Origin of the sequence: Streptomyces sp. CT34, from assembly GCF_000805335.1 — a bacterium.
Classification (GTDB): Bacteria; Actinomycetota; Actinomycetes; order Streptomycetales; family Streptomycetaceae; genus Streptomyces.
Window position 1 is genome coordinate 536482 of the sequence record NZ_KN708638.1, and the last position, 23750, is coordinate 560231.

Below are 23750 nucleotides of genomic sequence, written 5' to 3' on the forward strand. Positions count from 1 at the left end.
TCACATGGCTGCTGTTGATCGGCCTCGGTGACCTGAAGGGCGCGGGACGGGCAGAGCGCGGCGGCCTCGCGTGCGGCGGTTCGGGCCTCGGCGTCGGGGTGGGGCTCCAGCACCGTGACGATGCCGTCCTCGTCCTGGTCGAAGACGCCGGGGGCGGTCAGCGCACACATGCCGGCGCCGATGCAGACGGTCCGGTCGGCGGTTACGCGCATCGCTCCTCCTTTCGTACGGCTCACCAGGTCACCGGGAGTTCGTTGACGCCCTGAATCGTGGTACCCGGCCGCAGCGTCAACTGGTCCACCGGTACGGCCAGTCGCAGGGTCGGGACGCGAGCGATCAGTGCAGTGAGGATGACGTCGAGCTCCAGGCGGGCCAGGTTCTGGCCCAGGCACTGGTGGATGCCGAAGCCGAAGGCGAGGTGATGGCGCGCCGTGCGGTGCACGTCGAAGGTGTCCGGGTCCTGGAACACCGTGCCGTCGCGGTTGGCAATGGAGTTGACGACGATCACGCCCTCGCCGGCCCGGATGAGCTGCCCGTCGATCTCGATGTCCGCCTTGGCCACACGGCCACCTGCGATGTCGGCGATGGCGAGGTAGCGCAACAGTTCCTCGACCGCGCCGGGAACGAGACCGGGATCGTCGCGCAGAGCGGCGTACTGGTCGGGGTGTTCCAGCAGGGTGATCACGCTGAGCGCGGTCATCGAGGCCGTGGTTTCGTGGCCGGCGACGAGCAGCAACAGCGCGGTGGAGATCAGCTCCTCGCGGTCGATCTCACCGTTGGCCAGCTGCTGGGCGACCAGGCTGCCGACGAGCCCCGGGCCGGGCTCGCCCTGGAACCTGGTGATCAGCCCGTCCAGATAGCGTTCGAGATCATCGCGCCCGGCGACCGCCTTCTCGGCATCCGTGGACTGCACCAGGCGCCTGCTCGCGTCCTGGAAGAAGTCATGGTCGGCGTAGGGCACTCCGAGCACCCGGCAGATCACCATGGACGGCACCGGCAGGGCGAATTGGCCGACCAGGTCGGCGGGTGGTCCGGCGGCGAGCATCGTGTCGAGGAAGTCGTGCACGATCTGCTCGACCTCCGGGCGCATGCCCTTGATCCGCTTCACGGTGAACTCGCTGATCGTCATCCGCCGCTTGGGGCCGTGTTCGGGTGCGTCGAGCCCGATGAATCCGGGTCGGCGGCCCCGGACCACCTGGAATCGCGGCGAGGTGGCGGGGAACCCGGCGTCGCCACGGTCGGAGGAGAGCCGGGGGTCGGCAAGCAGCTTGCGTGCCGTCTCGTGTTTGGTGACCACCCATGCCTGGCGGCCGTCGTAGAGGGTGACGCGGTGCAGCGGGCCGGCCGCATCCCGCAGCCTGGTGTAGCCGTCCGGTATCCGGTAGGGACAGCTGCGGTCGTTCGGGAAGGCGGGGGTGTCCGCGAGCTGTGGCGTGGTGGCGATCTCCGTCATCGGTTCCCTCGATATCTGTTGATCTCGTGCCATCTCGTGTCGACGTACCTCGTGGACATCGTGTGTCCTGTACGACGCCCACACATTTAAAGAACGCATGGTTCTCTAAATTTGAGAATAGACTGACCTCATAGGGAACGCAACGACCTCTACCGGCCTTCTTCAGGAGCCACCCTGTCACCGAACACCGAACCCGCCACCCCCACCACGGCCGACCACCGCAAAGGGCCCCGCCGCCGCGGTGAGGAGCTGGAGAACGCCATCCTCATGGCGACGCTGGAGGAACTCAGCGAGACCGGTTACGCCGCACTGACGATGGAACGGGTGGCCACCCGCGCCCGCACCGGCAAGGCCGCCCTCTACCGACGCTGGTCCAACCGCGCCGAACTGGTCATGGATGCCTGCAAGTCGGCCGGCGTCCTGGAGTTCAGCCTTCCCGACACCGGCGCATTGCGTACGGACGTCATCACCCTGCTGCAACAGATCGCGGCCAAGATGGCCAGCCCGTTCGGCGGGATCCTCCGTGGCCTGCTCACCGAGATGACACGCGACCCGGACTTCGCCACCGTGGTCCGGGAACGCGTCCAGACCGTCGGCCCGGCCACCCTCGGCGTCATCCTGGAACGCGCCCTCGAACGCGGCGAGATCGAACCCTGGATCCTGGAATCACGGCGCGCCACGGTCGCCACCGACCTGCTGCGCAACCAGTTCCTGCTGTTCGGCGCGCCCATCGAGGACGAGGTCATCACGGAGATCGTCGACGACATCTACCTGCCGCTGGTGCTGCGCCCGGCACCCCGACGCGCAAGCGACACCCGTCCCGCCGACTCCCCGCACTCCACGGGCTCCGCCGGTCCCGCGAATTCCACCAGCGGCGAGGGGTGAGGCACCCGTCCTCGGCGGAAGGTAGTGCTTGCCTCCGCCGCCCCTGTCGGCAGCCGCTCGCCGGGCCTGCCGGAACCGGCCGACCTCGGACCCACCGGCCGGGCCGTGCGGCGTGCGTTGGCATCCCTGTCCGCCCGACAGCTCACGGGCACTTTTCCTGACATGCCGCCAGGACATCAAAACCGGGTCAACAGCCAGTGTCGAGCGTGCACTTGGCGCAGCGCCCGAGGCGCCCGATGCGTCCGAGGCGAGTTCCTCGAAGGAGCGCGGTCAGCTGCTGCGCGCGCAGATCCTCAACCAGTCGCCGGAGCTCCGCGACTGTCGAACCACTGACGGCGGGGTCAGTGGTTCGCGAAACCCGCTCCTGAGTGGTCAGGCACCCGGTCAAAAGACGGCAATGATTTTCATCTAGAATTGAGCTGATAATCATTTCCATCTAGCCTCACGCCTGTCGGCCCCCGGCCGGCACGCGCCCGCCGTGCGCCCGGCATCCCCGAAGGAGCTCCGTATGTCCACCGACCCCGCCTCCCGTTCCGCCCGACCGTCCGCGAGGATCGCGCTCGTCGCCGTGACGGCCGCCCTGACGGCCGTCACGGCGACCGCCTGCTCGACTTCCTCGACGCACGCCGGCAACACCGCCGCGACCGGCAGCGGCTCGGGCAAGACGATCCAGGTGGTGGCGGCGGAGAACTTCTGGGGCAGCATCGCCTCCCAGCTCGGCGGCGACCACGTGAAGGTGACCAGCATCATCACCAACCCCGACACCGACCCGCACGACTACGAGCCGACCGCCGCCGACGGCCGCACCGTGGCCGGCGCCCAGTACGCCGTCGTCAACGGCATCGGTTACGACGCCTGGGCCGACAAGTTGCTCGCCGCCAACCCCGGCAGCGGGCGTACCGAGTTGAAGGTCGGCGACCTGGTCGGCGTGAAGCCGGGCGGCAATCCGCACCGCTGGTACTCACCGGCCGATGTCCACAAGGTCATCGAGATGATCACCGCCGACTACAAGAAGATGGACCCGGCCGACGCCGCCTACTTCGACCAGCAGAAGACGACCTTCGAGACGAAGACGCTCGCCGGCTACAACAAGCTCATAGCGGACATCAGGACGAAGTACGCCGGAACCCCGATCGGCGCCTCCGAGTCCATCGTCACGCCGCTGTCGGACGGCCTGGGGTTGAAGATGCTCACCCCGCAGACGTTTCTGGACGCGATGAGCGAGGGATCCGATCCCACGGCCAAGGACAAGGCCACCATCGACCAGCAGATCAAGAACAAGCAGATCAAGATCTACGTCTACAACTCCCAGAACTCCACGCCGGACGTGCAGGCGCAGGTCAAGGCCGCCAAGGCAGCGGGCATCCCGGTCGCGACGGTGACCGAGACCCTCAGCCCCGCCGCGGCCACCTTCCAGCAGTGGCAGACCACCGAACTGCGGGCCATCGACCAGGCCCTGGCCAAGGCCACCGGGAAGTGAACCGAGCCCTGAACCCGACAGCGAAGGCCCGGGACACCGTCACCACCCACGGCGGTCTCACCGTCCCCACCCGCCGTGGCGGCAGCCACGATGACCGCCACGACACGGTCGCAGGAACCGAAAGCACCCCGGTGGCCGCCCTGCGCGACGCCGCCGTGCGGGTCGGCGGCCGGACGTTGTGGTCGGGGGTGGATCTCCGCATCGGGGCCGGCGAGTTCACCGCAGTCCTCGGTCCCAACGGCGTCGGCAAATCCACCATGATCAAGGTCCTGCTCGGCGCGCTGCCGGCGGCAGCCGGCGACGTACGGGTACTCGGCGCCCGGCCCGGTGAGGCCAACGACCGCATCGGCTATCTGCCGCAGCGCCGCAGCTTCGACGCCTCCCTGCGGATCCGCGGTGTGGATGTGGTGCGCATGGGGCTGGACGGTGACCGGTGGGGAGTACCGCTGCCGTTCCCGAGCGCGCGCCGGCGGGCCGCCCGTGCGCGGGTGGACGAGGTGATCGAGCTCGTCGGGGCGTCGGCGTACGCAGACCGGCCCGTCGGGCAGTGTTCCGGCGGCGAACAGCAACGGCTGCTGATCGCCCAGGCACTGGTCCGCCGGCCCGAACTGCTCCTGCTGGACGAGCCGTTGGACAGTCTCGACCTGCCCAACCAGAGCGCCGTCGCCGCACTGATCGGACGCATCTGCCACCAGGAGGGCGTCTCCGTGGTCATGGTCGCCCATGACGTGAACCCGATACTCCACCACCTGGACCGCGTGGTGTACCTGGCCGAGGGCGGGGCCGCCGCCGGCACGCCGGGCGAGGTCATCACCTCCGAGACGCTGACCCGGCTGTACGGCACGCCGATCGAGGTACTGCGGACCGCGGGCGGACGGATGGTCGTGGTGGGTCAGCCGGAGGCGCCCGCGGTACACACCGACCGGCACCACACCCCGGGGAGCACTCATGACGCTCGCTGAGACGGGGGCACCGGCCTGGTCGTGGAACCTCCTCGCCGACTTCCAGCAGATGTGGTCGTACCCGTTCATGGTCAACGCGTTCCGTGCCGGTGCGGTCGTGGCCGTGGTCTCCGCGCTCGTGGGGTGGTTCGTGGTGCTGCGGCGGCAGACGTTCGCCGCGCACACCGTCTCCATGGTCGCCTTCCCGGGCGCCGCCGGCGCGGTCCTGCTCGGCGTCAGCGCGGTCTACGGGTACTTCACACTGTGCGTGGCCGCCGCGCTGGTCATCGCGGCCCTGCGCGGCGGCGGAGATCACCACGAGTCCGCGCTCACCGGGACCGTACAGGCGTTCCTGCTGGCGTCCGGGTTCCTGTTCGTCGCCCTGTACAAGGGGTTGCTGGAGGGGCCGCAGACCATCCTCTTCGGCACCTTCCTGGGGATCACCTCGGCGCAGGTGACCGTACTGATGGTGGTCGGCGCGGTCGTGCTCGCCGTGCTGGCACTGATCGGACGGCCGTTGCTGTTCTCCTCCGTCGACCCGCAGGTCGCCGCCGGGCGCGGGGTGCCGGTCCGGGCGCTGTCCGTGGCCTTTCTCGTCCTGCTCGGTGCGGCCACCGCCGAGGCGAGTCAGATCACCGGCACCCTCCTGGTCTTCGCCCTCATGGTGATTCCGGCCGCCACCGCGCAAATCCTCACCGCACGCCCGGCGTTGAGCCTGGCGCTGACCGTTCTCCTGGCGTTCGCCGCCACCTGGCTCGGGCTGACCGCCGCCTACTACTCGCCCTATCCCTTGGGCTTCTTCGTGACGACCATCGCCTTCGCCGGCTACCTGCTCGCCCTGGGCCGGCGCTCGCTGCGCACAGTGCTCGGCCGGACCAGGGCCTCGCCCGCCACCGGGGAGGTGGGCGTATGACCGCCCTGCCGGCTGCTGCCCCGCTGTCCCAGCCGTTCTTCCAGCACGCCTTCCTCGCCGGGACCGCCATCGCCGTCGCCTGCGGACTGGTCGGCTACTTCCTGGTCCTGCGCGCCCAGGTCTTCACCGGCGACGCGCTCAACCATGTCGCCTTCACCGGCGCGATGGCCGCCCTCGCCTTCGGCGCCGACCTGCGCCTGGGCCTGTTCGCCGCGACCGTCGCCATGGCGCTGCTCTTCGGCGCCCTCGGCCGCAGGGCGCGACCCGACGACGTGGTCATAGGGAGCGTCTTCTCCTGGATCCTGGGCCTGGGCGCCTTCTTCATCACCCTCTACACGACCTCGCGCAGCACCACCGACGCCACCGCCGGCGTCAGCGTGCTGTTCGGTTCGGTCTTCGGCATCTCCGCCGCCGGCGCGATCGTCGCCGCATCGGTGGCCGCCGGGGTCGTCCTGCTGGTGGTCCTCATCGCCCGGCCGCTGCTGTTCGCCACGCTCGACGAGGCCGTGGCCGCCGCCCGCGGGGTACCGGTCCGCCTACTCGGGTACGGCTTCCTCGCCCTGGCCGGCATCAGCGCCGCCGAGGCGACCCAGGCGGTCGGCTCACTGCTCCTGCTCGGCCTGCTCGCCGCCCCCGCGGGCGCCGCGATCCGGCTCACCGACCGGCCCTACCGGGCACTTGCCCTCTCCGCCGCACTGGCGGCACTGGAGATGTGGACCGGGCTGTTCACCGCGTACACGGTGCCGAAGATACCGCCGAGCTTCGCCATCATGGCCGTCGCCACGGCCGTCTACGCCGCGACGTTCCTGATCCGACGGCCCGCCCCCGGCCCCCGTACGAGAACTGCCGTCCCCACCGGCACCTGAGCAGAAGGCCCGCTGATGGAAAGCGACCGACAGCCCGCCCCCACGCCGTTGGCCGACGTCACGCTCATCGGCCGGCACACCCAGCAACGCACCGTCGTCGTCGAGGCGCTCATCCGGGCCGACGGCTTCGTCGGCGCCCAGGCACTCCACAACCGGCTCCCCGCCGGCGGCTCACCGGTCGGCCTGTCCACCGTCTACCGCACACTGACCGCCCTGGCGAACGCCGGCCGGGCCGACATGGTCCGCGACACCAACGGCGAACGGCTCTTCCGTTACCGCCCCGGAACCGACCACCGCCACTACCTCATCTGCACGGAATGCGGCCTGAGCCGGCCCGTCGACTCCGACCCGGTCGAGGACTGGGCCGACACCATCGCAAGGACCTCCGGCTTCGCGAACGTCCGGCACACGGTGGAGCTGACCGGGGTGTGCCCGGACTGCGAACTCGGCACCTGACCAGGAGTCAGATGGCAACGGAATTCGTTTTCATATAGGCTCTCCATGCATACCGACCCGCCCAGAGGAGAATCCCATGGCCGTTCCCAAGCGGAAGATGTCCCGCAGCAACACCCGCCACCGCCGCGCCCAGTGGAAGGCGTCCGCGCCGACGCTCGTGCCGATCACCGTCGACGGTGTCCCCTACCTGGTGCCGCAGCGACTGGTGAAGGCGTACGAGCGCGGACTGCTGCGCCCCGAGGGCTGATCCTTCGATGACTTCCGACCGACTGCCCGTCACCGTCCTGTCGGGATTCCTCGGCGCGGGCAAGACCACCCTCCTCAACCACGTCCTCGGCAACCGCGAGGGACTCCGCGTCGCGGTCATCGTCAACGACATGAGCGAGGTCAACATCGACGCCACCCTGGTGCGCGGCGGCGAGGCGGCCCATTCGCGCACCGAGGAACGCCTGGTCGAGATGACCAACGGCTGTATCTGCTGCACCCTGCGCGACGACCTACTGGAGGAAGTCGACCGGCTGACCCGCGAGGGCCGCTTCGACTACCTCCTCATCGAGTCGTCCGGCATCTCCGAACCCATGCCGGTGGCCGCGACCTTCGCCTTCGCCCGCGACGACGGCGCCACCCTCGCAGAGGTCGCCCGCCTGGACACCATGGCCACGGTCGTCGACGCCGCCAACTTCCTGCCCGAACTGACAAACGGCGACGAGCTCGTCGCACGCGGCCTGGACCAGTACGAGGACGACGAACGCACCGTCAGCGACCTGCTGATGGACCAGATCGAGTTCGCCGACGTCATCGTCCTCAACAAGCTCGACCTCGTCGACGAGGAGTCGGCCGACCGGCTGCGGGCGACGCTCACCCGCCTCAACCCGGCCGCGCGAATCGTCCCGGCCGTCCAGGGCCGCGTGAAGGTCGGCGACGTCCTGGGTACCAGGCTGTTCGACCTGGAACGCGCCCAACAGGCCCCGGGCTGGGTGATGGAGCTCAACGGCGACCACGTGCCCGAAACGGAAGAGTACGGGATCTCCTCGACCGTCTTCCGCGCCGAACTGCCTTTCCATCCCGGCCGGTTGTGGGCGTTCGTGACCGAGGAGATCGACAGCGGCACGTACGGGCAGATCCTGCGCTCCAAGGGGTTCTTCACACTGGCCAGTCGCCCGCAGGTGACGGGCCTGTGGTCACAGGCCGGCTCCGTCGCACACTTCGAACCCTCCGCCGCCCGCGACACCGACAGCCCCGATCGCCAGGAACTGGTCTTCATCGGCACGCACCTGCACGCAGACGCCCTGCACACGGCACTGAGCGACTGCCTCATGGCCGACGGCGAGAGCCTGCCGCCCGTCGACCCGTTCCCCGCCTGGGACACCTACGGCATCGGCGACGCCTGCGAGCACGAGCATCCGGAACTCGTGGCGGGCGCCTGAATACCCCGGGCCGGGCGGCGAACGCGGCCACGGCGCCGCCCGGCCCGGCAAAGCCCTGGCGCGACGGGAGCGGGGGGTGAGGACTCCGACCACCGTCCCCACCCTGCGTCGGCCCCTGTCAGCGCCTGATCTCCAGCCCCGGAGCCTGCCCGTGTAGCCCTTGAGGACCACGGCGACGGACTCGTCGTCGCGGCCGGACAGCAGGGCGGCCCGCTCGGCGGTCAGCCGAGGCCGCGGCCCGTCGGTGCGTCAGGCAGACAGGCCGGCGTCCCGGGCCAACAGCGCTGCCTGGACCCGGTTTTCGCACTCCAGCTTGGCGAGGATGCGGCTGACGTAGGTCTTCACCGTGGCCTCGCTCATGTGGATGCGCCGCCCTGCGTCCGCGTTCGAGAGCCCTTCGCCGAGCAGTGCCAGTACGTCACGCTCACGCCCGGTCAGTGCCGAGATGCGCCGGCGCGCCTCCTCGCCACGGCTCACGGCGGGCTCCGCTGCGAGCGAGTCGGCCACGTGCCGGGTGGCCGTGGGAGACAGGTACGCCTTGCCGGCAGCCGCCGCCCGTACCGCAGCGATCAGTTCGCCGGGGGCGGTGTCCTTGAGCAGGAAGCCCGCTCCGCCCTGTCGCAGTGCCCGCAGGACGTTGTCGCGTTCCCCGAAGGTCGTGAGGATCAGCACGTGTACATCGGGGGCGGCCCGGCGGAGTTCGGCCAGGGCCGAGAGCCCGTCCAGAAGGGGCATCTGGATGTCGAGCAGGGCGACGTCGACCGCATGGCGGCGCGCCAGCTCGACCGCGTCGCGTCCGTTCGCCGCCTCGGCCACCACCTCGATGTCGTCGGCGGAGCCGAGGATCATCTTGATGCCCGCCCGGATGAGCGGCTCGTCGTCGGCGACGAGGACGCGGATCACCTGGTCTCCTGTCTCCCGGCGGTCAGCCCTTGACGTGGAACTCCCGCTTGTCGGCGAGTTTGCCGCCCTTGAAGCAGAAACGATAAACGGTGTCGGCGGCAGGGTTGTCCTCATCTGCCGTGGACAGGAACAGCAGGCATGTCGAACCGGCTGGTTCGGCCGGCAGCTTGCTCTTGACGCCAGACGTGAGGAACGAACTGCCGGCCGGCAGCTTGTGCCGTACCTGCTCCTCGGGCTCGCCCCCCTTCACACCGGTGTAGACCTGCGGGTCGATCGCCCCCTTCTCGGCACCGCGGACCACCGAACCGACCCCGAAGACGCCGACGACCACGAGCCCCACCAGCATCAGTAGGGCGGTCCCGGCAATGATCAGGCAGCCATTGCTCCGCTTCCTCGTCCTCATGATGGTCCTGAGCTCCTCGCGTGGGTCGAGTTGGTCGATGACCGGCTCACCCTCGCCGAGAGGCTCCGTCCCGTTCTGCTGCCAAAAGTCGTCCACAGCGCTATCGGAAGTCGTCTGTGTGCTCCCCGAACCGTGCGCGGCGCCCGGACCGTGGCCGTTCCCCGCCCGGTACGGGAACAGGCCCGCGAGCCGGAAGCCGCCGTCCTCCGCCGAGCCGGCGTACAGCATTCCGCCGACCGGCCGGGCCCGCTCCCCAGGCCGGTCAGCCCCTGCCCGCCGCCGATCGCGGCCCGATGCCCGGCGCCCGGCGCCGGCCTGCGGTACCGGCCCATTGGCTTCCGCTCACTTCCGCGAGCGCCGTTGCTCCGATGCCGGCTCCTGTGCTGCGGGACGGCTTGTCGCAACCACGTGGACGTTCCGGACGCCCTGCTACGGCCAACCGGCACCGCCAGGCGTACAACAGGGTCGCCCACGCCGCACCACTCCCGTTTCCTGGGCTCATACAGCCCAGCACGGTTAGCCGCGCGACCGCTATGAACAGGGAGTTTCCCGGGTGTCCGCGAGCCGTCGGCGACAGCCCGCCCACGACCGCGCCCGCAGTCCTGGCCGCTGACCGTCACCCGTCCACCGTGCCCGGCGTTGTCACGGGCGAGCGGCTCTTGCGGGCCGCACAGGATCGTGAAGAATCGCGAGCGACGTGACGGTTGCTTTCGGGAGGTGCCGCACAGTGGCATACGGTGCTCAGCGGGCCTGTCCCGCCATGCGTCCCGTGGTCCAGGAGACGTATGGTCCGGCTGATCTGAGCAGTGTTCCGATCTTTGCCGGGGGATTCATCAACTTCGGCTACTGGCAAGCCATCGATCTTGACCGGCCGCTCGGCGAGGCGGATCGGATCCGCAGCCAGGAGGATCTCTACCGGCACGTCCTGGACGTCGCTGGACTGCGGAAGGACCGGAAAGCCCTGGAAGTGGGCTGCGGGCTCGGCATGGGATGTGTGGTGGCCCTGCGGGAATACGGTTCCGCCGCGGTTACCGGCATGGACATCCATCCGGAGCAACTGCGGAGAGCACGCGACGCGCACGCCGGTCTGCTGCGGGCGGAGCCGGAACGGCTGCGGTTCGTCCAGGGCGCTGCGGAGCGCATGCCCTTCGAAGGCGGCGAATTCGATGCCGTCATCAGCGTGGAGGCCGCTCAGCACTTCCCCGATCTCGTCGCCTTCGCGGCAGAGACCTGGCGGGTGCTGCGACCGGGCGGCCGGGTGGCCGTCGCCAGCTTCTTCACCGTGGACGACGCACCCGGCCGGCCCGAGGAGCTCGCCGCGCTTCTGGACAGCTACGCGAACGGCCTGGACATCGCCCGGCCGGCAAAGGCGCTCACGGATGCGTTCACGGAGGGCGGACTCACGGACGTGCGCGTCGAAACCATCGGGCATCACGTCTGGCCGGGCTGGGACCTCTGGCTCGGCCAGTGGTGGGCCCCGGGGACTTGGCCACGGAACTTCCTGCGAGCCTATGAGCAGCGGCTCCTCGACTACTACGTCGTCACGGCAAGTCGTCCGGGCTAGTGCCATGGGCCAGGCGCCGTTGGTCCTCGACGGCGGCCGGCTCCAGCGGGTACGCATCGAACCACCCGGCGCGGCTCTCCGGCCACCCACGCCACTCGCACAGCGCGGGGACGACACGGCCGAAGCAAGCGGCTCGGGGTGGCCGCGGAGGCGCCGGCCGAGTACCGGACCCGGCCGAAGACGGCGTACGAGCACGGCGAGGCTCGGCGCAACACCGCGTCACTGGTACTGCGGGCGCCATTCGAAGAGCAGGATGGTCGCGTCGTCCCGCAGTTGATTGCGCTGGTAATCGAGGATGGCGTGGATGAGCAGCCGCAGGACCTCGGCCGGGAGCTGGCCGGCGGCGGAGGAGCGGATGATGAAGTCGGTGAACCGGTCGAGGCCGAACTCCGCACCGTCTGCGTCGCGAGCCTCCACGACACCGTCGGTGTAGAGCAGGACGCAGTCGCCCGGTTCCAGTGTGGTCTCGTGGACCTGCCGGGCTGCCGGGGCGAGTTGGCCGACCAGGCCGATCGGCGGCTGCGGGGGGCTGTCCAGCACGCCGTTGAGCACCCGCTTGTCACGGATCAGCAGCGGCGGCGGGTGACCGCAGTTGACCCACTGCAGCACCCCGGTGACCGCGTCGAGCCGGCACAGCACGCCGGTGCAGAAGTGGTCGGGCAGCCACTGGGCGAGCGCCTGGTCGACGGAGCCGACGACGTCGGCCAGGTCGCCACCGCCGCGGCGGGCGTTCCGCGCCGCCGCCATGGCGACCGAGGTGGTCAGGCCGGCGGTCAGATCGTGACCCATGGAGTCGAGGATCATGGCGTGCAGAATGTCCTTGACCACCGAGTGGTCGTAGGCGTCGCCGGCGACGTCGTAGGCCGGCTCCAGGACCGCGGTCGACACGCACCTCCTGCTGCCGACGGTGTGGGGTGGTACGAAGGCCCGCAGCATCTCGGTGGGCAGCCGCATGGTGGCGGTGCGGGTGAGGCCGGCGAGCCAGTCACTGTAGGCGCGCTTGGAGGTGATCAGCATGGCGAACAGATGGGCCAGCATCCGGCTGCGGCGCATCCGCACCCTGTCGAGCGAGGCGGTCCGCACCGCCAGCACGCCCAGCCGCTCCGCACCGTCGACCAGAGGTAGCCAGACGATCACGCCGTCGTCGGCCTCGGCCACTCGCGAGGAGACCGTCCGGTAGGCCCAGCCGGCCGACGAGCGGTCCATCGGCAGCGGCACCAAGGCGTCGTCGAGCGGGATGAGCAGCCGTTGTTGCAGGTCGACGAGGTAGATCAGCACAGCGTCCAGGCCGAGGGCCGAGGCGCACCGGTTCGCCAGGGCGGGCAGTTCGAACGGCAGGGCCGTCTGTGCCTCGATGATCAACTCTTCCAGCCGATTCTCGTCGACGGCAGTGCCGGGACCTGCGGACGCGTGCGGTGGGTCCGACACGGGGATCACCCCTTCCGAGCCCAGTCTCACACCGATTCCCGTCTGTCTCACGTCAGGCATGATCGCGCCGGATGCAGCCGGCGCGACGAGGGCGAGAGCTGCGGCCAGGGCGGTGAGCTGAGCTCGCTCGTCCGGGCACACCTCGTGCGCCGGCCACCATGAGCTGGTCCCCACCCCCCTGGGGAGGACCGGACCCGATGTCGGCGGTAGCGCTCAGCCGCTTCGCGACCCCGTCCGGTTCGGTACCGACGACGTCCAGCACGAGCGTGCTGACCAAGGCCGGGTTCGTCCCGGTTGGCCCGGCCGACCCGGCCGACCTCGGCGGTAGGCCGGGCACCTGGTATCAGTGCGACCTGGCACTCCAGCCGTAGATCACGATCTTGCTGGTTGCCCCGCTGCGGGGCGGCTGCGGCCACCGCCGATCATCGGTGCGTGCCGGGCCGCCGATCTTGCGGTGGCCGGGGATCACAGCGTAGATCTTGCCTGCCGGTAGGTGGCGTTCGACGCCTTGGTGTCTCGGATGGCAGGCCGGTTCGCACGGGTCGAACCCCGGTGTCGGGTCAGGGAGTTGGTGCTGGCGCTGCTGTCGGACCTGCCGCGCACGAACCGCTGGAGCATCGCCGAGTGGGCGGGTAAGTCACACCGGACGGCATGCACCACCTGCTCGGCAGGGCCAGGGGGGATGCCGACGCCGTACGCGACGGCATACGCGAGCACGTGCTGGAGACTCCGTGTGATCAAGGGGGCACCGTGTGAGCTGAGTCGCGGGTGACGAGGTCTACGACGCCACCCGACGCTGCGACCCCTGCCCGAAGACCGCGGGGTCGGCTACGTACTCGCCCTCGCCTGCTCGGCTGAAGTCACCACCAAAGCGGGGAAGTTCCGCGCCGATGTGTTTGCCGCGACGGTGCCCAAGCGGGCCTGGCAGAAGCTCTCGGCCGGGGGCCGGTACCGAGGGGCACCGCTTCTACGACTGGGCCGTCATCGGCCTGGCTGAACCCCGCCCCGGCAGCCGCCAGTTGCTGATCCACCGCAACCGCAGCACCGGTGAACTCGCCTACTACCTTCTGGTCGCCCGCCCGGTGCCCCCGGCCACGCGGGTGCGGGTCGCAGGGGCGAGGCGGCGGCCCGTCACCCTGATGACCAGGCGTCTGACCCGCTGGAAGAAGCGCCTGACCCGCCGGCCGCCACCCCGCGCTGACGCTCCCGGGCAAGCCAGCCGGCGCCGGGGTCCACACGGGAAAGGATCTCAATCGAGGATATGCCGCAGATAGGACTGCGGGGCAGCGAGATAGCGGCGCCAGTGGTCGACCAGCTCCAGTTCATCCCATGCCACCCGGCGCATACCGTGCTCGCCTACCTCGATGATGTCTGCACCGGGCAGCGCGGTCAGCAGCGGAGAGTGGGTGGCGCAGATGACCTGGCCCCCGTTCTTCACCAGCTGATTGAGATGGCCAAGCAGTTCCAGGCAGGAAGCGAAGGAAAGGGCCGCCTCCGGCTCATCCATCACATACAGCCCAGGTTGGAGGAACTTTCCTCGGAACGCGGCAAGAAAGCCCTCCCCATGACTGACGGAATCCGGCGCGAACCCTTCCCGGCCCAACGCGTCCAGGGCCGTCTCGGCGCGCAGGAAGAACCCTTTGCGGGCGGCCCAACTGCCCAGCATGCGCCGCCCGCGCGGTGCCGCGTCGAAGCGTATCCTCTCGCCCAGCACCGATTTGGGGCGGTGACTGGCATAGCGCCAGTCGTGCGAGCCGCCCCAGGAGTCCAGACCGAAGCCCTCCGCGAGGGCCTCGACCAAGGTCGACTTGCCCGATCCGTTCTCGCCCACGAGAAAAGTCACCGGCGCGGTGAAACGCAGTCCGTCTGCCAACAGCCCACGCACACAGGGCACGGACCAGGGCCACTCCTCATCCTTCCGTGAGGCCACATGTGCGTACGCGCGTTCGATAATCATGTGGCGAGTCTTTCATGGACCGCATCAACGTACGTCCGAGATGGCACAGGACCACCGGAACGTGACCAATCGTCAGAAGAAGGCACCCATAAACCTCGACGGCCCGGGTCAACAAACTACCGTTAGGGAACTCCCGGCTAGGCCACACCGGTTGGGTGGTTCACGAGGACTTCTTCGGATTCGACGACAACCGACGGGCGACGACTGTCAGTAGCGGTTCGCCATACCCACGTGACACCGAGGAATGCGCAAAGGCACCCAGGCTCAGGCAATTTGATGACTCAGTAACGGCGCCGGTACTGCATGTGACTTGGTGAATTCCACAGCTACTCCCCAGTATTTACAAGGGTTTACACAGCGTCATTGCGTCGGCCGGTGAAGGTGTTGTAGTAATTCTCGTGTGCTTCCGAGCACGGCAGCCCAGGGAGGTTCCGCTGGTGCTCGCTACCCTTCTGTCGCGCATGCGGTAGCGGGCATGTGCGGCCGAATTGAGCGGTAACACGGCGCGCCTGCGAAACGAGTTACGGGAGAGATAGGACCGAATCGAAGTCGCGAAAGCGCGTGTTGGCTGGACGCGCATGGAATTCGCCGGGTGATGACTCGGCCCACTCCAGCGTCAACCACCCGGTGGCCTGCCGCAACACATTCCCCCACACCTCGAAAGAGTCCATAAATGCGCCTTCCCCGCGCCTTAACCCTGTGGAGAACGTTGACGCTGATCGCTTTAACGGCGATCACAGCAGGGTTCGTGCTCAGCGGTGGCAACGCCCGGGCCGGCTCCGTTACCGGCGCCGTGACCGGCGGCCAGACCAATTACCGCAGCATCAACGAGAGGTCATCGCCCAGCCTTTCCGCCCACATCGTCGGCCATGCCGGCATGGGCAGCACAGTGTCGATGACCTGCCGTGTCCAAGGTGACACCGTGGAGAACGACCCACGATGGATCTGGTCTGACTCCGGATCCTTCTACATAGCCAACGCGTTCCTCAAAGGAAACACCGACAACCTGCCGGCCTGCTCGTCCTCACACCCAAAATCCGGCGGACGCACGGCCCTCACCATAGACATGCAGAAGCAGGTTCAGGACCAATGGTGCTGGGACGCCAGCGGACTCACCATCGCCAAGTACTGGGGCTACACCAAGTACAACCAGTACGACTTCTGCCGACTTGCAGCCCAGAACCGCAACCTCAGCTGCAACGACCAGCCTGCCACACTCGACGACATAGCCAACGGCCTGGCCAACGTCGGTCTGAGCAACACCGGACGCGACCTCAACCAAAGTGCCTCCTTCTCACAGATCGGCGAGGAAATCGACGGCGGGCGCCCTTTCCCCGTCCGCATCGGATGGAACTCCGGCGGTGGCCACATGAACGTTATCTACGGCTATGACCCGTCATCGCAAATGATCGCGGTCGGCGACCCCTGGCCATCCACACAGACCTATACCTGGTGGAACTACAACGACTACGTCAACAACTCGTCGTTCCAGTGGACCCATTCACGCCTCGGGATACACAAGTAAGGAGGGCGACACATGCGCAGCAAGAGAATTTCTACCCAACGAAGTGCCGCTCGTCTCGTGAGCCTTTCCCTTTCCCTCGGCGCGGCAGCGACCCTGCTCTCCACCACCGTGTGCGGCCAAGCCCAAGCGGCCGACGGGTCGAGTGCCATTCCCGACTACCAGGGTGCACGCCAAGTGCTCCAGAGCACGCAAGTACACGACACAGTCGCACGGTTCCTCAGTACCACGGCGAACGGTGGCGCCGACGGCGGCTCAGGTGCGGCAGCGCCGATGGCGACCGAACCGCGCGACGGCCAGCAGGCGTTCAGCTTGAACGCCCCGGTCGCGCTGTACGAGCTCGCGCCCGAATTCGTCACCGGGAAGACGAAGCCGACTCCCGGCAGCGTCGTACGCCTGTCACATCTGGCCTCCCTGGCGAACGGCAACAACGGGCACAAGGCCACGGTCCTGCTCTCCTCCGGAGCCAAGAGCGGCGGCAAGAGTTGGCATCTGGCAGGCGTGCGCGACGGCGACAGCGACGTCGCTTATGCCCGGCAGACCACGGGCTCCGGCCCTGCAACGGTCTTCACCGAGCCGCAGATCCACGCCTGGTACCGGCTGAAGAACAACACCGTCGAGCCGCTCAACCGGGAAGCAACCTCCGGCCTGCGAGGCAAGCAGACGGTGACTCTCGCCGAATACCAGAAACTGGTGCACGGCCGCTACGCGGACAAGCTGCCGGGTTCCGCATACGACCGCAAGGGGCTGGCCGGCGGGTACGGCCTGGCGTCTCCGCCCTCGACTCCCCTGCTCCTCGGCGGCTCAGGCGCGGCGGCAGCCGTGCTCGCCGGCGGCACGATCGCCGCCCTGCGCGCCAAACGCAGGCGGTCGCAGGCGAGTTGAGCAACAACCACACTGACCTGGCCGTTTCGACCTCTTCGACTGCGGAGCGCGGCTGAACCCAACGCATGAGAACTCCGGCACCGGATTCCCGTCATCGGAGTCCGGTGCCAGAGTCTCCCGTTTCACACCGCCCACACCGTCGCGTGGGCAGGTTCTCGATGGGGGGGCAGCGGTCGCGACCAGGCGTCTGCGCGCCGTCCGTTCACCGCTACGGCTCCCCCGGCCCAGAACACCACCGGATGCTGCGCGCCTGCATCGCGGACCTTGACCCGGCCGTGCCGCTACTCGCCGATGATGGCACGCTTCGGCATTACCAGCGCCTGCGGCACCTGGTCGTCCTCACCTCAGAACACCGGCCGCAGTCCGCGCCAATGGAAACGACGCCTAAAATGCCGCATGGGACGGGAATGTCGCCCCGTCAGCGGACCCGCGCAGACCCGGAATTGACTATTCCGCCGCACTTCGAAACGAGCCTCGGAAAGATCCTTGTCGGCCCGTGGCGGCATGACCTATGGTGCTGATCATGCACATATCCTTCATCTGTACCGGGAATATCTGTCGCTCCCCGATGGCGGAACTGATGTTTCGGGAACACTTACGCAGGGCCGGAATCGCTGATCGTGTCTCTGTAACCAGTGCAGGCACAGGAACTTGGCATACCGGAAAGCGCATCGATGAACGTGCCGCCCGGGTATTGTCCACACACGGATATCCGGTCCACCATGTAGCTGCCCAATTCGGGGAGCGCGACCTCGACGCCGATCTCTTCGTGGCGATGGACTCCGGCCACGTAGCCGCGCTGAGCGAACGCCTCGGAACGGAAAAGAACGGCGGAGCGGCGGAGACTGGCGAACGAATCCGTCTGCTGCGGTCATTCGCGCCGGAATGCGGTCAAGGACACGATGGCACAGGGGATGTGCCAGACCCGTACTACGGGAAGGATGCGGACTTCGTCGAGGTCTTCTCGGTGATCGAGGCCGCGATGCCGGGCCTGGTGGAGTGGGTGCAGGCCAGGCTGGGGAACGAGCCGATCGTGGAGCCCGACCTTCAGCAGGCCGGCCCCCGAACATCCGCCTTGGTCGTCCGCGATACGCAGGACCTGCCCGCGCAACGGGACGAAGCCGACCGCCTCGGCGAACGGGAAACGCCGGCCCTGGCTGCCACGGCCCTCAGTGAACTGCTGCCCGTCTTCGAGCGCGTATACGGTCCCGAGCACCTGGAGACCCTCACGACGAGGGACATTCACGCGCATTGGCTGGCCGAGGGCGGTCACTTTCTCACGGCGCTGCACGCATTCCGTGGCTACCTTCCGGACTGGGAGCGAGTGGCAGGCCCGGAACACCCCGGAACCCTGCACTGCCGCCAGAACATTTCCTACTGGACGGGCGAGTCGGGCGACTTCGACCTGGCAGTCGAATTGAGCCGGGAACTCCTCCCGATGCGTGTCCGGGCATTGGGGCCGACGCACCCCGATACCCTGCTGACCAGACACCGCCTCGCATACTGGATCGGCGAGGGAGGAGACCCCGCCACCGCCCTGACGCAATTCCGCGAACTGCTGGACATCCGTATCGAGCACCAGGGCCCCGAGCATCCGGACACCCTGACCACCCTGCACGAAATCGCGCGCCGGACCGGCGAAATCGGCGAGGCCGATAAGGCGGCGGAACTCTTCGAGGAACTGGTACCCCGGCGTGAACGTGCCCTGGGGCCCCGGCACATCAGCATGCTGACGACACGTCACGAATACGCCAAGTGGATCGGCGAGGCCGGAGCACCCGACAAGGCACTGGCCATGCTGCACGACCTGTGGCCGGTGCGTAAGGAGATCCAGGGTGCGCACCACCCCCGGACCCTGCTGACCCAGCACGAGCTGGGCCGATGGACTGCGGTGACCGGCGACCGCAACGCCGCGCTGCCGATTGTGCAGCAGGTGCTGCACGCACGGGACCGTGTCCTGGGACCGAATCACCCGCACACACGGCTGACCCGAGACCTGCTCGCGGGCCTCGGCATCCGCTGACCAACACCGCGGTCTCTCTCCGGGCGCGGCACGTGTTCGGCACGTGTACCCGCCTCGGACGAGCACGCAGCAATCCGCACATGTACCCCGCGGGGCACCCACGTCATCGGGCACTCACGTGTGACAACAGGCGCCTGACGAACGGGAATTCCGACACGGAGGCGAACATGACGCTCAGCGGGCGCAAGGTCCTCATCACCGGCGGCTCCGCCGGCATCGGCGCGGCGACAGTCCGTGCCCTGACGGACCAAGGCGCACACATCGCCGTCCTCGCCAGGGACAGCGAACGGCTCCGGGCGATCGCCCACGAGACCGGTGCTCTGCCCGTTCCGGCGGACCTCCGCGACCCCGAAGCGGTGCCACAGGCGGTCGAGGCCGCCGCCGGCCAACTCGGCGGCCTCGACGCCCTGGTGAACAACGCCGGGAGCTTCCGGCTCGGCACTGTCCACGACGGCCGCTACACCGACTGGCAGGAAATGGTCGAGCTGAACATCCTCGGTCTGCTCACCGCTTCCCAAGCCGCCGTCCCTTTCCTGACACGCAGCACATGCGGGCAGCTGATCAACATCAGCTCCATGAGCGGCCGCGGAGGCGCCGGGTCGGTAACCGGCGTCTACGCGGGCACGAAACACGCAGTGCACGCCATCAGCGACGGCCTCCGCGACGAGCTGCACCACCACGGCATTCGGGTCACGGTGCTCTCGCCCGGCATGGTGCTGACCAACCGCGGTGAATACATCAGCGATCCTCAACTGCGCGAAACCACAGCGCGCTGGCACGAGCAGCAAGGACTGGACCCCGCGCACGTCGCCACACAGGTCTGCCACGTCCTGGCCGCACCCCCCGACGTTCACCTGGTCGAGATCGCCCTCATCTCCGCACGGCAAACACCCTGATGGCCAACCCCTCCTCGCGCCTCACCGGCCAGCGCGCGCTGCTGCAATCCTCGACGGTCTCGGCGCTCGGCGACGGTGTCCGCTTCGCCGCCCTGCCGCTGCTGGCCGTCGCCCTCCTGGACAACCCGTTCCAGGTCACCGTCCTTACCGCGGCCGGAACCGCGCCCTGGCTCCTGGTAGCCCTGCCTGCCGGTGTCTATGTCGACCGCCTCGACCGGCAACGCGTCATGATCTACGCCGATCTGCTGCGCTGCTTGGTACTCACCGTGGCGGTCACACTCCTGTTCACCGGGCACCTCACCTTCTGGCCACTCGTGGCCCTGGCGTTCCTCCTCGGCGTCGGCGAGGTCCTCTTCGACTGTGCCGCGCAAGCCCTGCTCCCAGGGCTGGTGCCCGGCGAACACCTGGAACGGGCCAACGGCCACCTCTACGCGACACAGACCATCGGCCGCGACCTCATCGGGCAAGCACTCGGCGGAATGCTCTTCGCGCTGAACAGATGCGTGCCCCTGCTGGTCGACGCGGTGTCCTTCCTGTGCTCGGCACTGCTGCTGCGCAGGGTCCCTACGGCAGGGCGGCACTCCTGCCCGCCCCACCGGTCCGGCCACATCGCACGCGAGATCGGAGAGTGTCTCCGATACCTGTTGCGGCACCGGGTCCTGCTGGAGCTCACAGCCGCGGCGACACTGGTGAACACCGTCTACATGGGACAACTCGCCGTGCTGATCCTCCTGGTGCGAGAGGAACTGCATCTGCCCGCCGCCCTGTACGGTGTGCTGCTGACCATCGGCGCACTGGGCGGCGTAGCAGCGAGCACCACGGCATCACGCCTCACCGAGGCCCTCGGCCGCCGAGCGATCCTCACCGGTGGCCTGGTAATACTGGCCCTGTCGGGACTCGGTATCGCCGCAACGAGGAACATCTACCTCGTCGCCGGCGCGTACTGCCTCTCGGTCTACGCGATCACCTGCTGGACCGTGATCGCCGTATCCCTCCGCCAGGGCATGGTTCCCGACCGGCTCCGTGGACGAAGCACCAGCGTGGATCGCCTCTTCACCTGGGGAACGAACCCGTTCGGTGTGCTGGCCTTCGGAGCGGTCAGCCAACTGTACGGACCCCGCGCGTCGTTCGCGGCCGGAAGCGTATGCGCCTTGGCGGCACTGGCCGTCACCGTCAGCGGCGTCCGTTCCGTCCCGGACCGTATCGGCGCCCGATGGCCCCCGCCACGCGAAGCGCCGGCTGACCGCGAGACGCGCGGCCACCTCGCGCGCACCGCCGACCGCCCATACAGACATGGCGATGGGAATCCCTGAATCCGGCTCGAAGCCGACTCGCTCGCCACCGCCCTCGCGTCGCGCTCGTAGGCCGGGCGCGTGGAGATCTGCCCGGGACCGGCCGGAGCCGGGCGAACGCCCGTGGCGGTGTCAACGCGCCACGGGCGGCCGGGCGTTCACTGCCCGAGGGCGACCTGGACGATCTTGATGACGACGAGGACCATCGCGATGAGCAGGTAGGTGCGCAGGGCGCCCATGCCGATCTTGCGGGTGGTCGACATGGCGGGCTTGGTGAGCGTGTCCAGTGGCGGCATCCGCCAGGCGTCCCGGCCGGTGCGGTCGACCGGGTCTTCCTTCGTCGCGGTGCGGCGGCGGGTGAACGAGTAGCCCGCGGCCAGTACGCCCAGGACACCGCAGGCCGCCATGATGTCGATGATCGTCTGGGAGCTGATGTCCGGGAAGAGGACGGAGGCGGTCAGGATGATGGACAGGGTGACCAGGACGCCGACCACCACCGTGGTGAAGGCGTTGGTCTTCGGGCCGTTGACCCAGGGGCCGAGTACGGCCTTGTCGTTGCAGAGCAGCAGCAGGAAGACGGAGGCGGACGGCAGCAGGACGCCGGCCAGGGTCTGCACGCCCTGGGTGAGCAGGCCGAGCGGGGAACCGGGGATCAGCACGATCGCGGCTGCCACGGCCACGACCCCGGCGTAGATGGCGTAGAAGCCCTTGGCTCCCTTGACGCCGCGGTGCAGGGAGTGCTTGATGCCGAAGACGTCGCCGATGGCGTAGGCGGTGGAGAGCGAGACCGCGAAGGCGCCGATGATCGAGGCGTCGAGCAGGGCGATGGCGAACAGGACGCCGGCGAGTTTACCGGCGTGGGCCTCAAGACCCGCGGCGACCCCTGCCGCATCGGTGAAGTCGCCGAAGCCCTTCGTCCCGGCGAAGGCGGCGGCGGTGAAGCCCATCATGGCGGCGGCGCCGATGACGACGATGGCGATGCCGATCCACAGGTCGGCCTTCTCGTACTTCATGAAGCGGGGGGTGATGCGCTTGTCGATGACGTAGGACTGCTGGAAGAACAGCTGCCAGGGGGCGACGGTGGTCCCGACGATCCCGATGATCAGCAGCATCACGGTCGCCAGTCCACCCGACCCACCGGGCATGGTCGGCACCACGAAGTCGTGCGCCATCTGCGAGGACTTCGGATGGACCATGAAGTACAGCGGAATCAACAGCAGCGACCCCGCGCACAGGAAGATGGCCACGCGCTCGAACCGGCGGAATGATCCCGTGAAGGCGGCGGCGATGATGACGACCGCGGCCAGGATCACCGCGCCGGCCTTGGGCAGTCCCAGATAGCCGGCGGCGAGCGTGATCCCGATGAACTCCGTGAGGATGGTGAGGGCGTTGAGCAGGAAGAGGTCGATGACGGAGAACGCGCCCCAGAACTTCCCGAAGCGCTCCAGGATCAGGCGGGCGTGACCGACCCCGGTGACCGCGCCGAGCCGCAGCACCATCTCCTGGTTGACGTAGAGGACCGGCACCAGCAGGAGCAGGGTCCACAGCAGGCTGGTGCCGTAGTTCTGCCCGGCCTGCCCGTAGGTGGAGAACGCGCCGGCGTCGTTGTCGCCGACCATCACGATCAGGCCGGGGCCGACTATCGCCAGCAGGGTCTTGAGCTTCGCGGACAGGCCCCGCCGCTCGGCGGTGTCGTCCATCTTGATGGTGCCGAGCGCGCCACGGATGTCGCCGACATGGGCGTCGTCGAGGACCGCGGCGCGCGGCTCCGCGGCAGGGGCGGTGGTGGTCAGTTCGGTGGTCATGTTGGGCCTTCCGACTCCCCGGCAGGGGGAGGCGATCGGGACATGCGCGACCGCTTACGGCACCGGGGCGCGGCCCGCCCGCCCGCAGCGCAGTGGGGCCAGGGGCTGGACAAGCACGGGTCAGGGTGCGCGGAAAGTGTCGTTACGGCATGCCGGAGACGGGCGAGGTCGATCGGATGCGGGGCCGACTATGGCCCGGACTACTACAACCGCAGTCCATGTCTCTCGCCTCCCCCCGGCCAGGGCGCTGCCATGGCGCCATACGAATCGGCAAGGGGCAGCCCGGTCTCATCACCGGCTCACCCCAACTCGTCAGAGCTTTGGCACTGCACGGCGTAATCCCCTTACGGGGGAAGCCACTTGGGGTCACCCCTTAGGCCGGGGAGACCTGTCCTGAACCTGGGCGTCTCTCGACGTCGTGGGGTCAGTGGCCTGTGTCCGCGCAGACGCCTCACCGAACGAGGTGCCTCCTTCAAACCTCGACGAGCATAGCCCACCACTTGCGCAATCATGCAATCGATGGGTGAGCCCATGGCCTGAGGTGACCGGCCACGGAGACCGGAGCCCACCGACGCACCACCTGCCCCATCGCCGACTCGTACCCCGTCGCCGACTCGCGCCCATTGCCGGCTCGTGCCCCATCCATCAGCG

The 23750-nt window shown here is 68.5% G+C and carries 20 protein-coding genes, 3 pseudogenes and 1 riboswitch; of the genes and pseudogenes, 16 read left to right on the forward strand and 7 right to left on the reverse strand.

Going from position 1 to position 23750, the window contains the following annotated elements:
* Nucleotides 1–23: 23 nt before the first annotated feature.
* Nucleotides 24–212, reverse strand: a pseudogene (locus RZ84_RS02365) ((4Fe-4S)-binding protein); the annotation flags it as partial.
* Nucleotides 213–232: 20 nt separating this feature from the next.
* Nucleotides 233–1453, reverse strand: a complete 1221-nt coding sequence (locus tag RZ84_RS02370) for a cytochrome P450 (protein WP_043262895.1) — start codon at nucleotides 1451–1453, stop codon at nucleotides 233–235.
* 267 nt (nucleotides 1454–1720) lie between these two features.
* On the opposite strand from RZ84_RS02370, the gene RZ84_RS02375 reads away from it, so the two are divergent.
* The 8 genes from RZ84_RS02375 (at nucleotide 1721) to RZ84_RS02410 (ending at nucleotide 8421) form a co-directional block, all read left to right on the forward strand.
* Nucleotides 1721–2338 (forward strand): TetR/AcrR family transcriptional regulator, encoded by a 618-nt coding sequence (locus RZ84_RS02375; RefSeq protein ID WP_078893520.1) that lies wholly within the window; start codon nucleotides 1721–1723, stop codon nucleotides 2336–2338.
* A 508-nt stretch (nucleotides 2339–2846) separates the two neighbouring features.
* Nucleotides 2847–3818 carry a metal ABC transporter solute-binding protein, Zn/Mn family gene (locus RZ84_RS02380; RefSeq protein ID WP_043262896.1) on the forward strand — a complete coding sequence of 324 codons (972 nt, stop codon included), beginning with the start codon at nucleotides 2847–2849 and terminating at the stop codon, nucleotides 3816–3818.
* The gene (locus tag RZ84_RS02385; RefSeq protein ID WP_241777520.1) at nucleotides 3815–4780 is read left to right on the forward strand and encodes a metal ABC transporter ATP-binding protein; all 966 of its coding nucleotides are present in this window, start codon (nucleotides 3815–3817) and stop codon (nucleotides 4778–4780) included. Before RZ84_RS02380 ends, RZ84_RS02385 begins: the two co-directional genes overlap by 4 nt.
* Nucleotides 4767–5672 (forward strand): metal ABC transporter permease, encoded by a 906-nt coding sequence (locus RZ84_RS02390; protein ID WP_043262897.1) that lies wholly within the window; start codon nucleotides 4767–4769, stop codon nucleotides 5670–5672. Before RZ84_RS02385 ends, RZ84_RS02390 begins: the two co-directional genes overlap by 14 nt.
* Nucleotides 5669–6538, forward strand: coding sequence for a metal ABC transporter permease (locus RZ84_RS02395; RefSeq protein WP_043262898.1), 870 nt, complete (start codon nucleotides 5669–5671; stop codon nucleotides 6536–6538). Before RZ84_RS02390 ends, RZ84_RS02395 begins: the two co-directional genes overlap by 4 nt.
* A gap of 15 nt (nucleotides 6539–6553) precedes the next feature.
* A complete protein-coding gene (locus tag RZ84_RS02400; protein ID WP_052229712.1) occupies nucleotides 6554–6994 on the forward strand; it encodes a Fur family transcriptional regulator in 441 nt (146 codons plus the stop codon).
* Nucleotides 6995–7070: 76 nt separating this feature from the next.
* On the forward strand, nucleotides 7071–7241 hold the full coding sequence (gene rpmF / locus RZ84_RS02405) for a 50S ribosomal protein L32 (RefSeq protein WP_043262900.1): 171 nt from the start codon (nucleotides 7071–7073) through the stop codon (nucleotides 7239–7241).
* A 7-nt stretch (nucleotides 7242–7248) separates the two neighbouring features.
* Nucleotides 7249–8421 carry a GTP-binding protein gene (locus RZ84_RS02410; RefSeq protein WP_043262901.1) on the forward strand — a complete coding sequence of 391 codons (1173 nt, stop codon included), beginning with the start codon at nucleotides 7249–7251 and terminating at the stop codon, nucleotides 8419–8421.
* A 249-nt stretch (nucleotides 8422–8670) separates the two neighbouring features.
* Here RZ84_RS02410 and RZ84_RS02415 read toward each other — a convergent pair whose 3' ends face one another.
* Both RZ84_RS02415 and RZ84_RS34915 read right to left on the reverse strand, forming a co-directional pair.
* Nucleotides 8671–9324 (reverse strand): response regulator, encoded by a 654-nt coding sequence (locus RZ84_RS02415; RefSeq protein ID WP_043262902.1) that lies wholly within the window; start codon nucleotides 9322–9324, stop codon nucleotides 8671–8673.
* A 22-nt stretch (nucleotides 9325–9346) separates the two neighbouring features.
* Complete coding sequence (locus tag RZ84_RS34915; protein WP_052229713.1) at nucleotides 9347–9955, reverse strand: hypothetical protein; 609 nt, start codon at nucleotides 9953–9955, stop codon at nucleotides 9347–9349.
* Nucleotides 9956–10487: 532 nt separating this feature from the next.
* Between RZ84_RS34915 and RZ84_RS02425 the strand changes: the two genes are divergently transcribed.
* Nucleotides 10488–11291, forward strand: coding sequence for a class I SAM-dependent methyltransferase (locus RZ84_RS02425; protein WP_043262903.1), 804 nt, complete (start codon nucleotides 10488–10490; stop codon nucleotides 11289–11291).
* 219 nt (nucleotides 11292–11510) lie between these two features.
* Here the strand turns inward: RZ84_RS02425 and RZ84_RS02430 are convergent, their stop codons facing one another.
* Nucleotides 11511–12779, reverse strand: coding sequence for a PP2C family protein-serine/threonine phosphatase (locus tag RZ84_RS02430; protein WP_052230403.1), 1269 nt, complete (start codon nucleotides 12777–12779; stop codon nucleotides 11511–11513).
* Nucleotides 12780–12973: 194 nt separating this feature from the next.
* Between RZ84_RS02430 and RZ84_RS36020 the strand changes: the two are divergent.
* Nucleotides 12974–13090 (forward strand): annotated as a pseudogene (locus tag RZ84_RS36020) (GNAT family N-acetyltransferase); the annotation flags it as partial.
* A 140-nt stretch (nucleotides 13091–13230) separates the two neighbouring features.
* Nucleotides 13231–13846: pseudogene (locus RZ84_RS40445) on the forward strand (IS701 family transposase); the annotation flags it as partial.
* A 122-nt stretch (nucleotides 13847–13968) separates the two neighbouring features.
* Here RZ84_RS40445 and RZ84_RS02440 read toward each other — a convergent pair.
* Nucleotides 13969–14676 (reverse strand): AAA family ATPase, encoded by a 708-nt coding sequence (locus RZ84_RS02440; protein WP_043262906.1) that lies wholly within the window; start codon nucleotides 14674–14676, stop codon nucleotides 13969–13971.
* A gap of 709 nt (nucleotides 14677–15385) precedes the next feature.
* On the opposite strand from RZ84_RS02440, the gene RZ84_RS02445 reads away from it, so the two are divergent.
* From RZ84_RS02445 to RZ84_RS02465, 5 genes are all read left to right on the forward strand, one after another.
* Nucleotides 15386–16201, forward strand: coding sequence for a papain-like cysteine protease family protein (locus RZ84_RS02445; protein WP_241777521.1), 816 nt, complete (start codon nucleotides 15386–15388; stop codon nucleotides 16199–16201).
* Nucleotides 16202–16213: 12 nt separating this feature from the next.
* Entirely contained in the window at nucleotides 16214–17083 is an 870-nt protein-coding gene (locus tag RZ84_RS02450) for a hypothetical protein (protein ID WP_043262907.1), read from the forward strand.
* A gap of 511 nt (nucleotides 17084–17594) precedes the next feature.
* Entirely contained in the window at nucleotides 17595–19106 is a 1512-nt protein-coding gene (locus RZ84_RS42230; protein WP_078893522.1) for an arsenate reductase/protein-tyrosine-phosphatase family protein, read from the forward strand.
* 167 nt (nucleotides 19107–19273) lie between these two features.
* Complete coding sequence (locus RZ84_RS02460; protein ID WP_043262908.1) at nucleotides 19274–20002, forward strand: SDR family oxidoreductase; 729 nt, start codon at nucleotides 19274–19276, stop codon at nucleotides 20000–20002.
* Complete coding sequence (locus RZ84_RS02465; protein ID WP_052229717.1) at nucleotides 20002–21315, forward strand: MFS transporter; 1314 nt, start codon at nucleotides 20002–20004, stop codon at nucleotides 21313–21315. The genes RZ84_RS02460 and RZ84_RS02465 overlap by 1 nt, the downstream gene beginning before the upstream one ends.
* 137 nt (nucleotides 21316–21452) lie before the next feature.
* Here the strand turns inward: RZ84_RS02465 and RZ84_RS02470 are convergent, their stop codons facing one another.
* Complete coding sequence (locus tag RZ84_RS02470; protein WP_052229718.1) at nucleotides 21453–23099, reverse strand: NRAMP family divalent metal transporter; 1647 nt, start codon at nucleotides 23097–23099, stop codon at nucleotides 21453–21455.
* Between the two features lie 296 nt (nucleotides 23100–23395).
* Nucleotides 23396–23569: riboswitch (M-box (ykoK) riboswitch) on the reverse strand.
* Nucleotides 23570–23750: the final 181 nt, after the last annotated feature.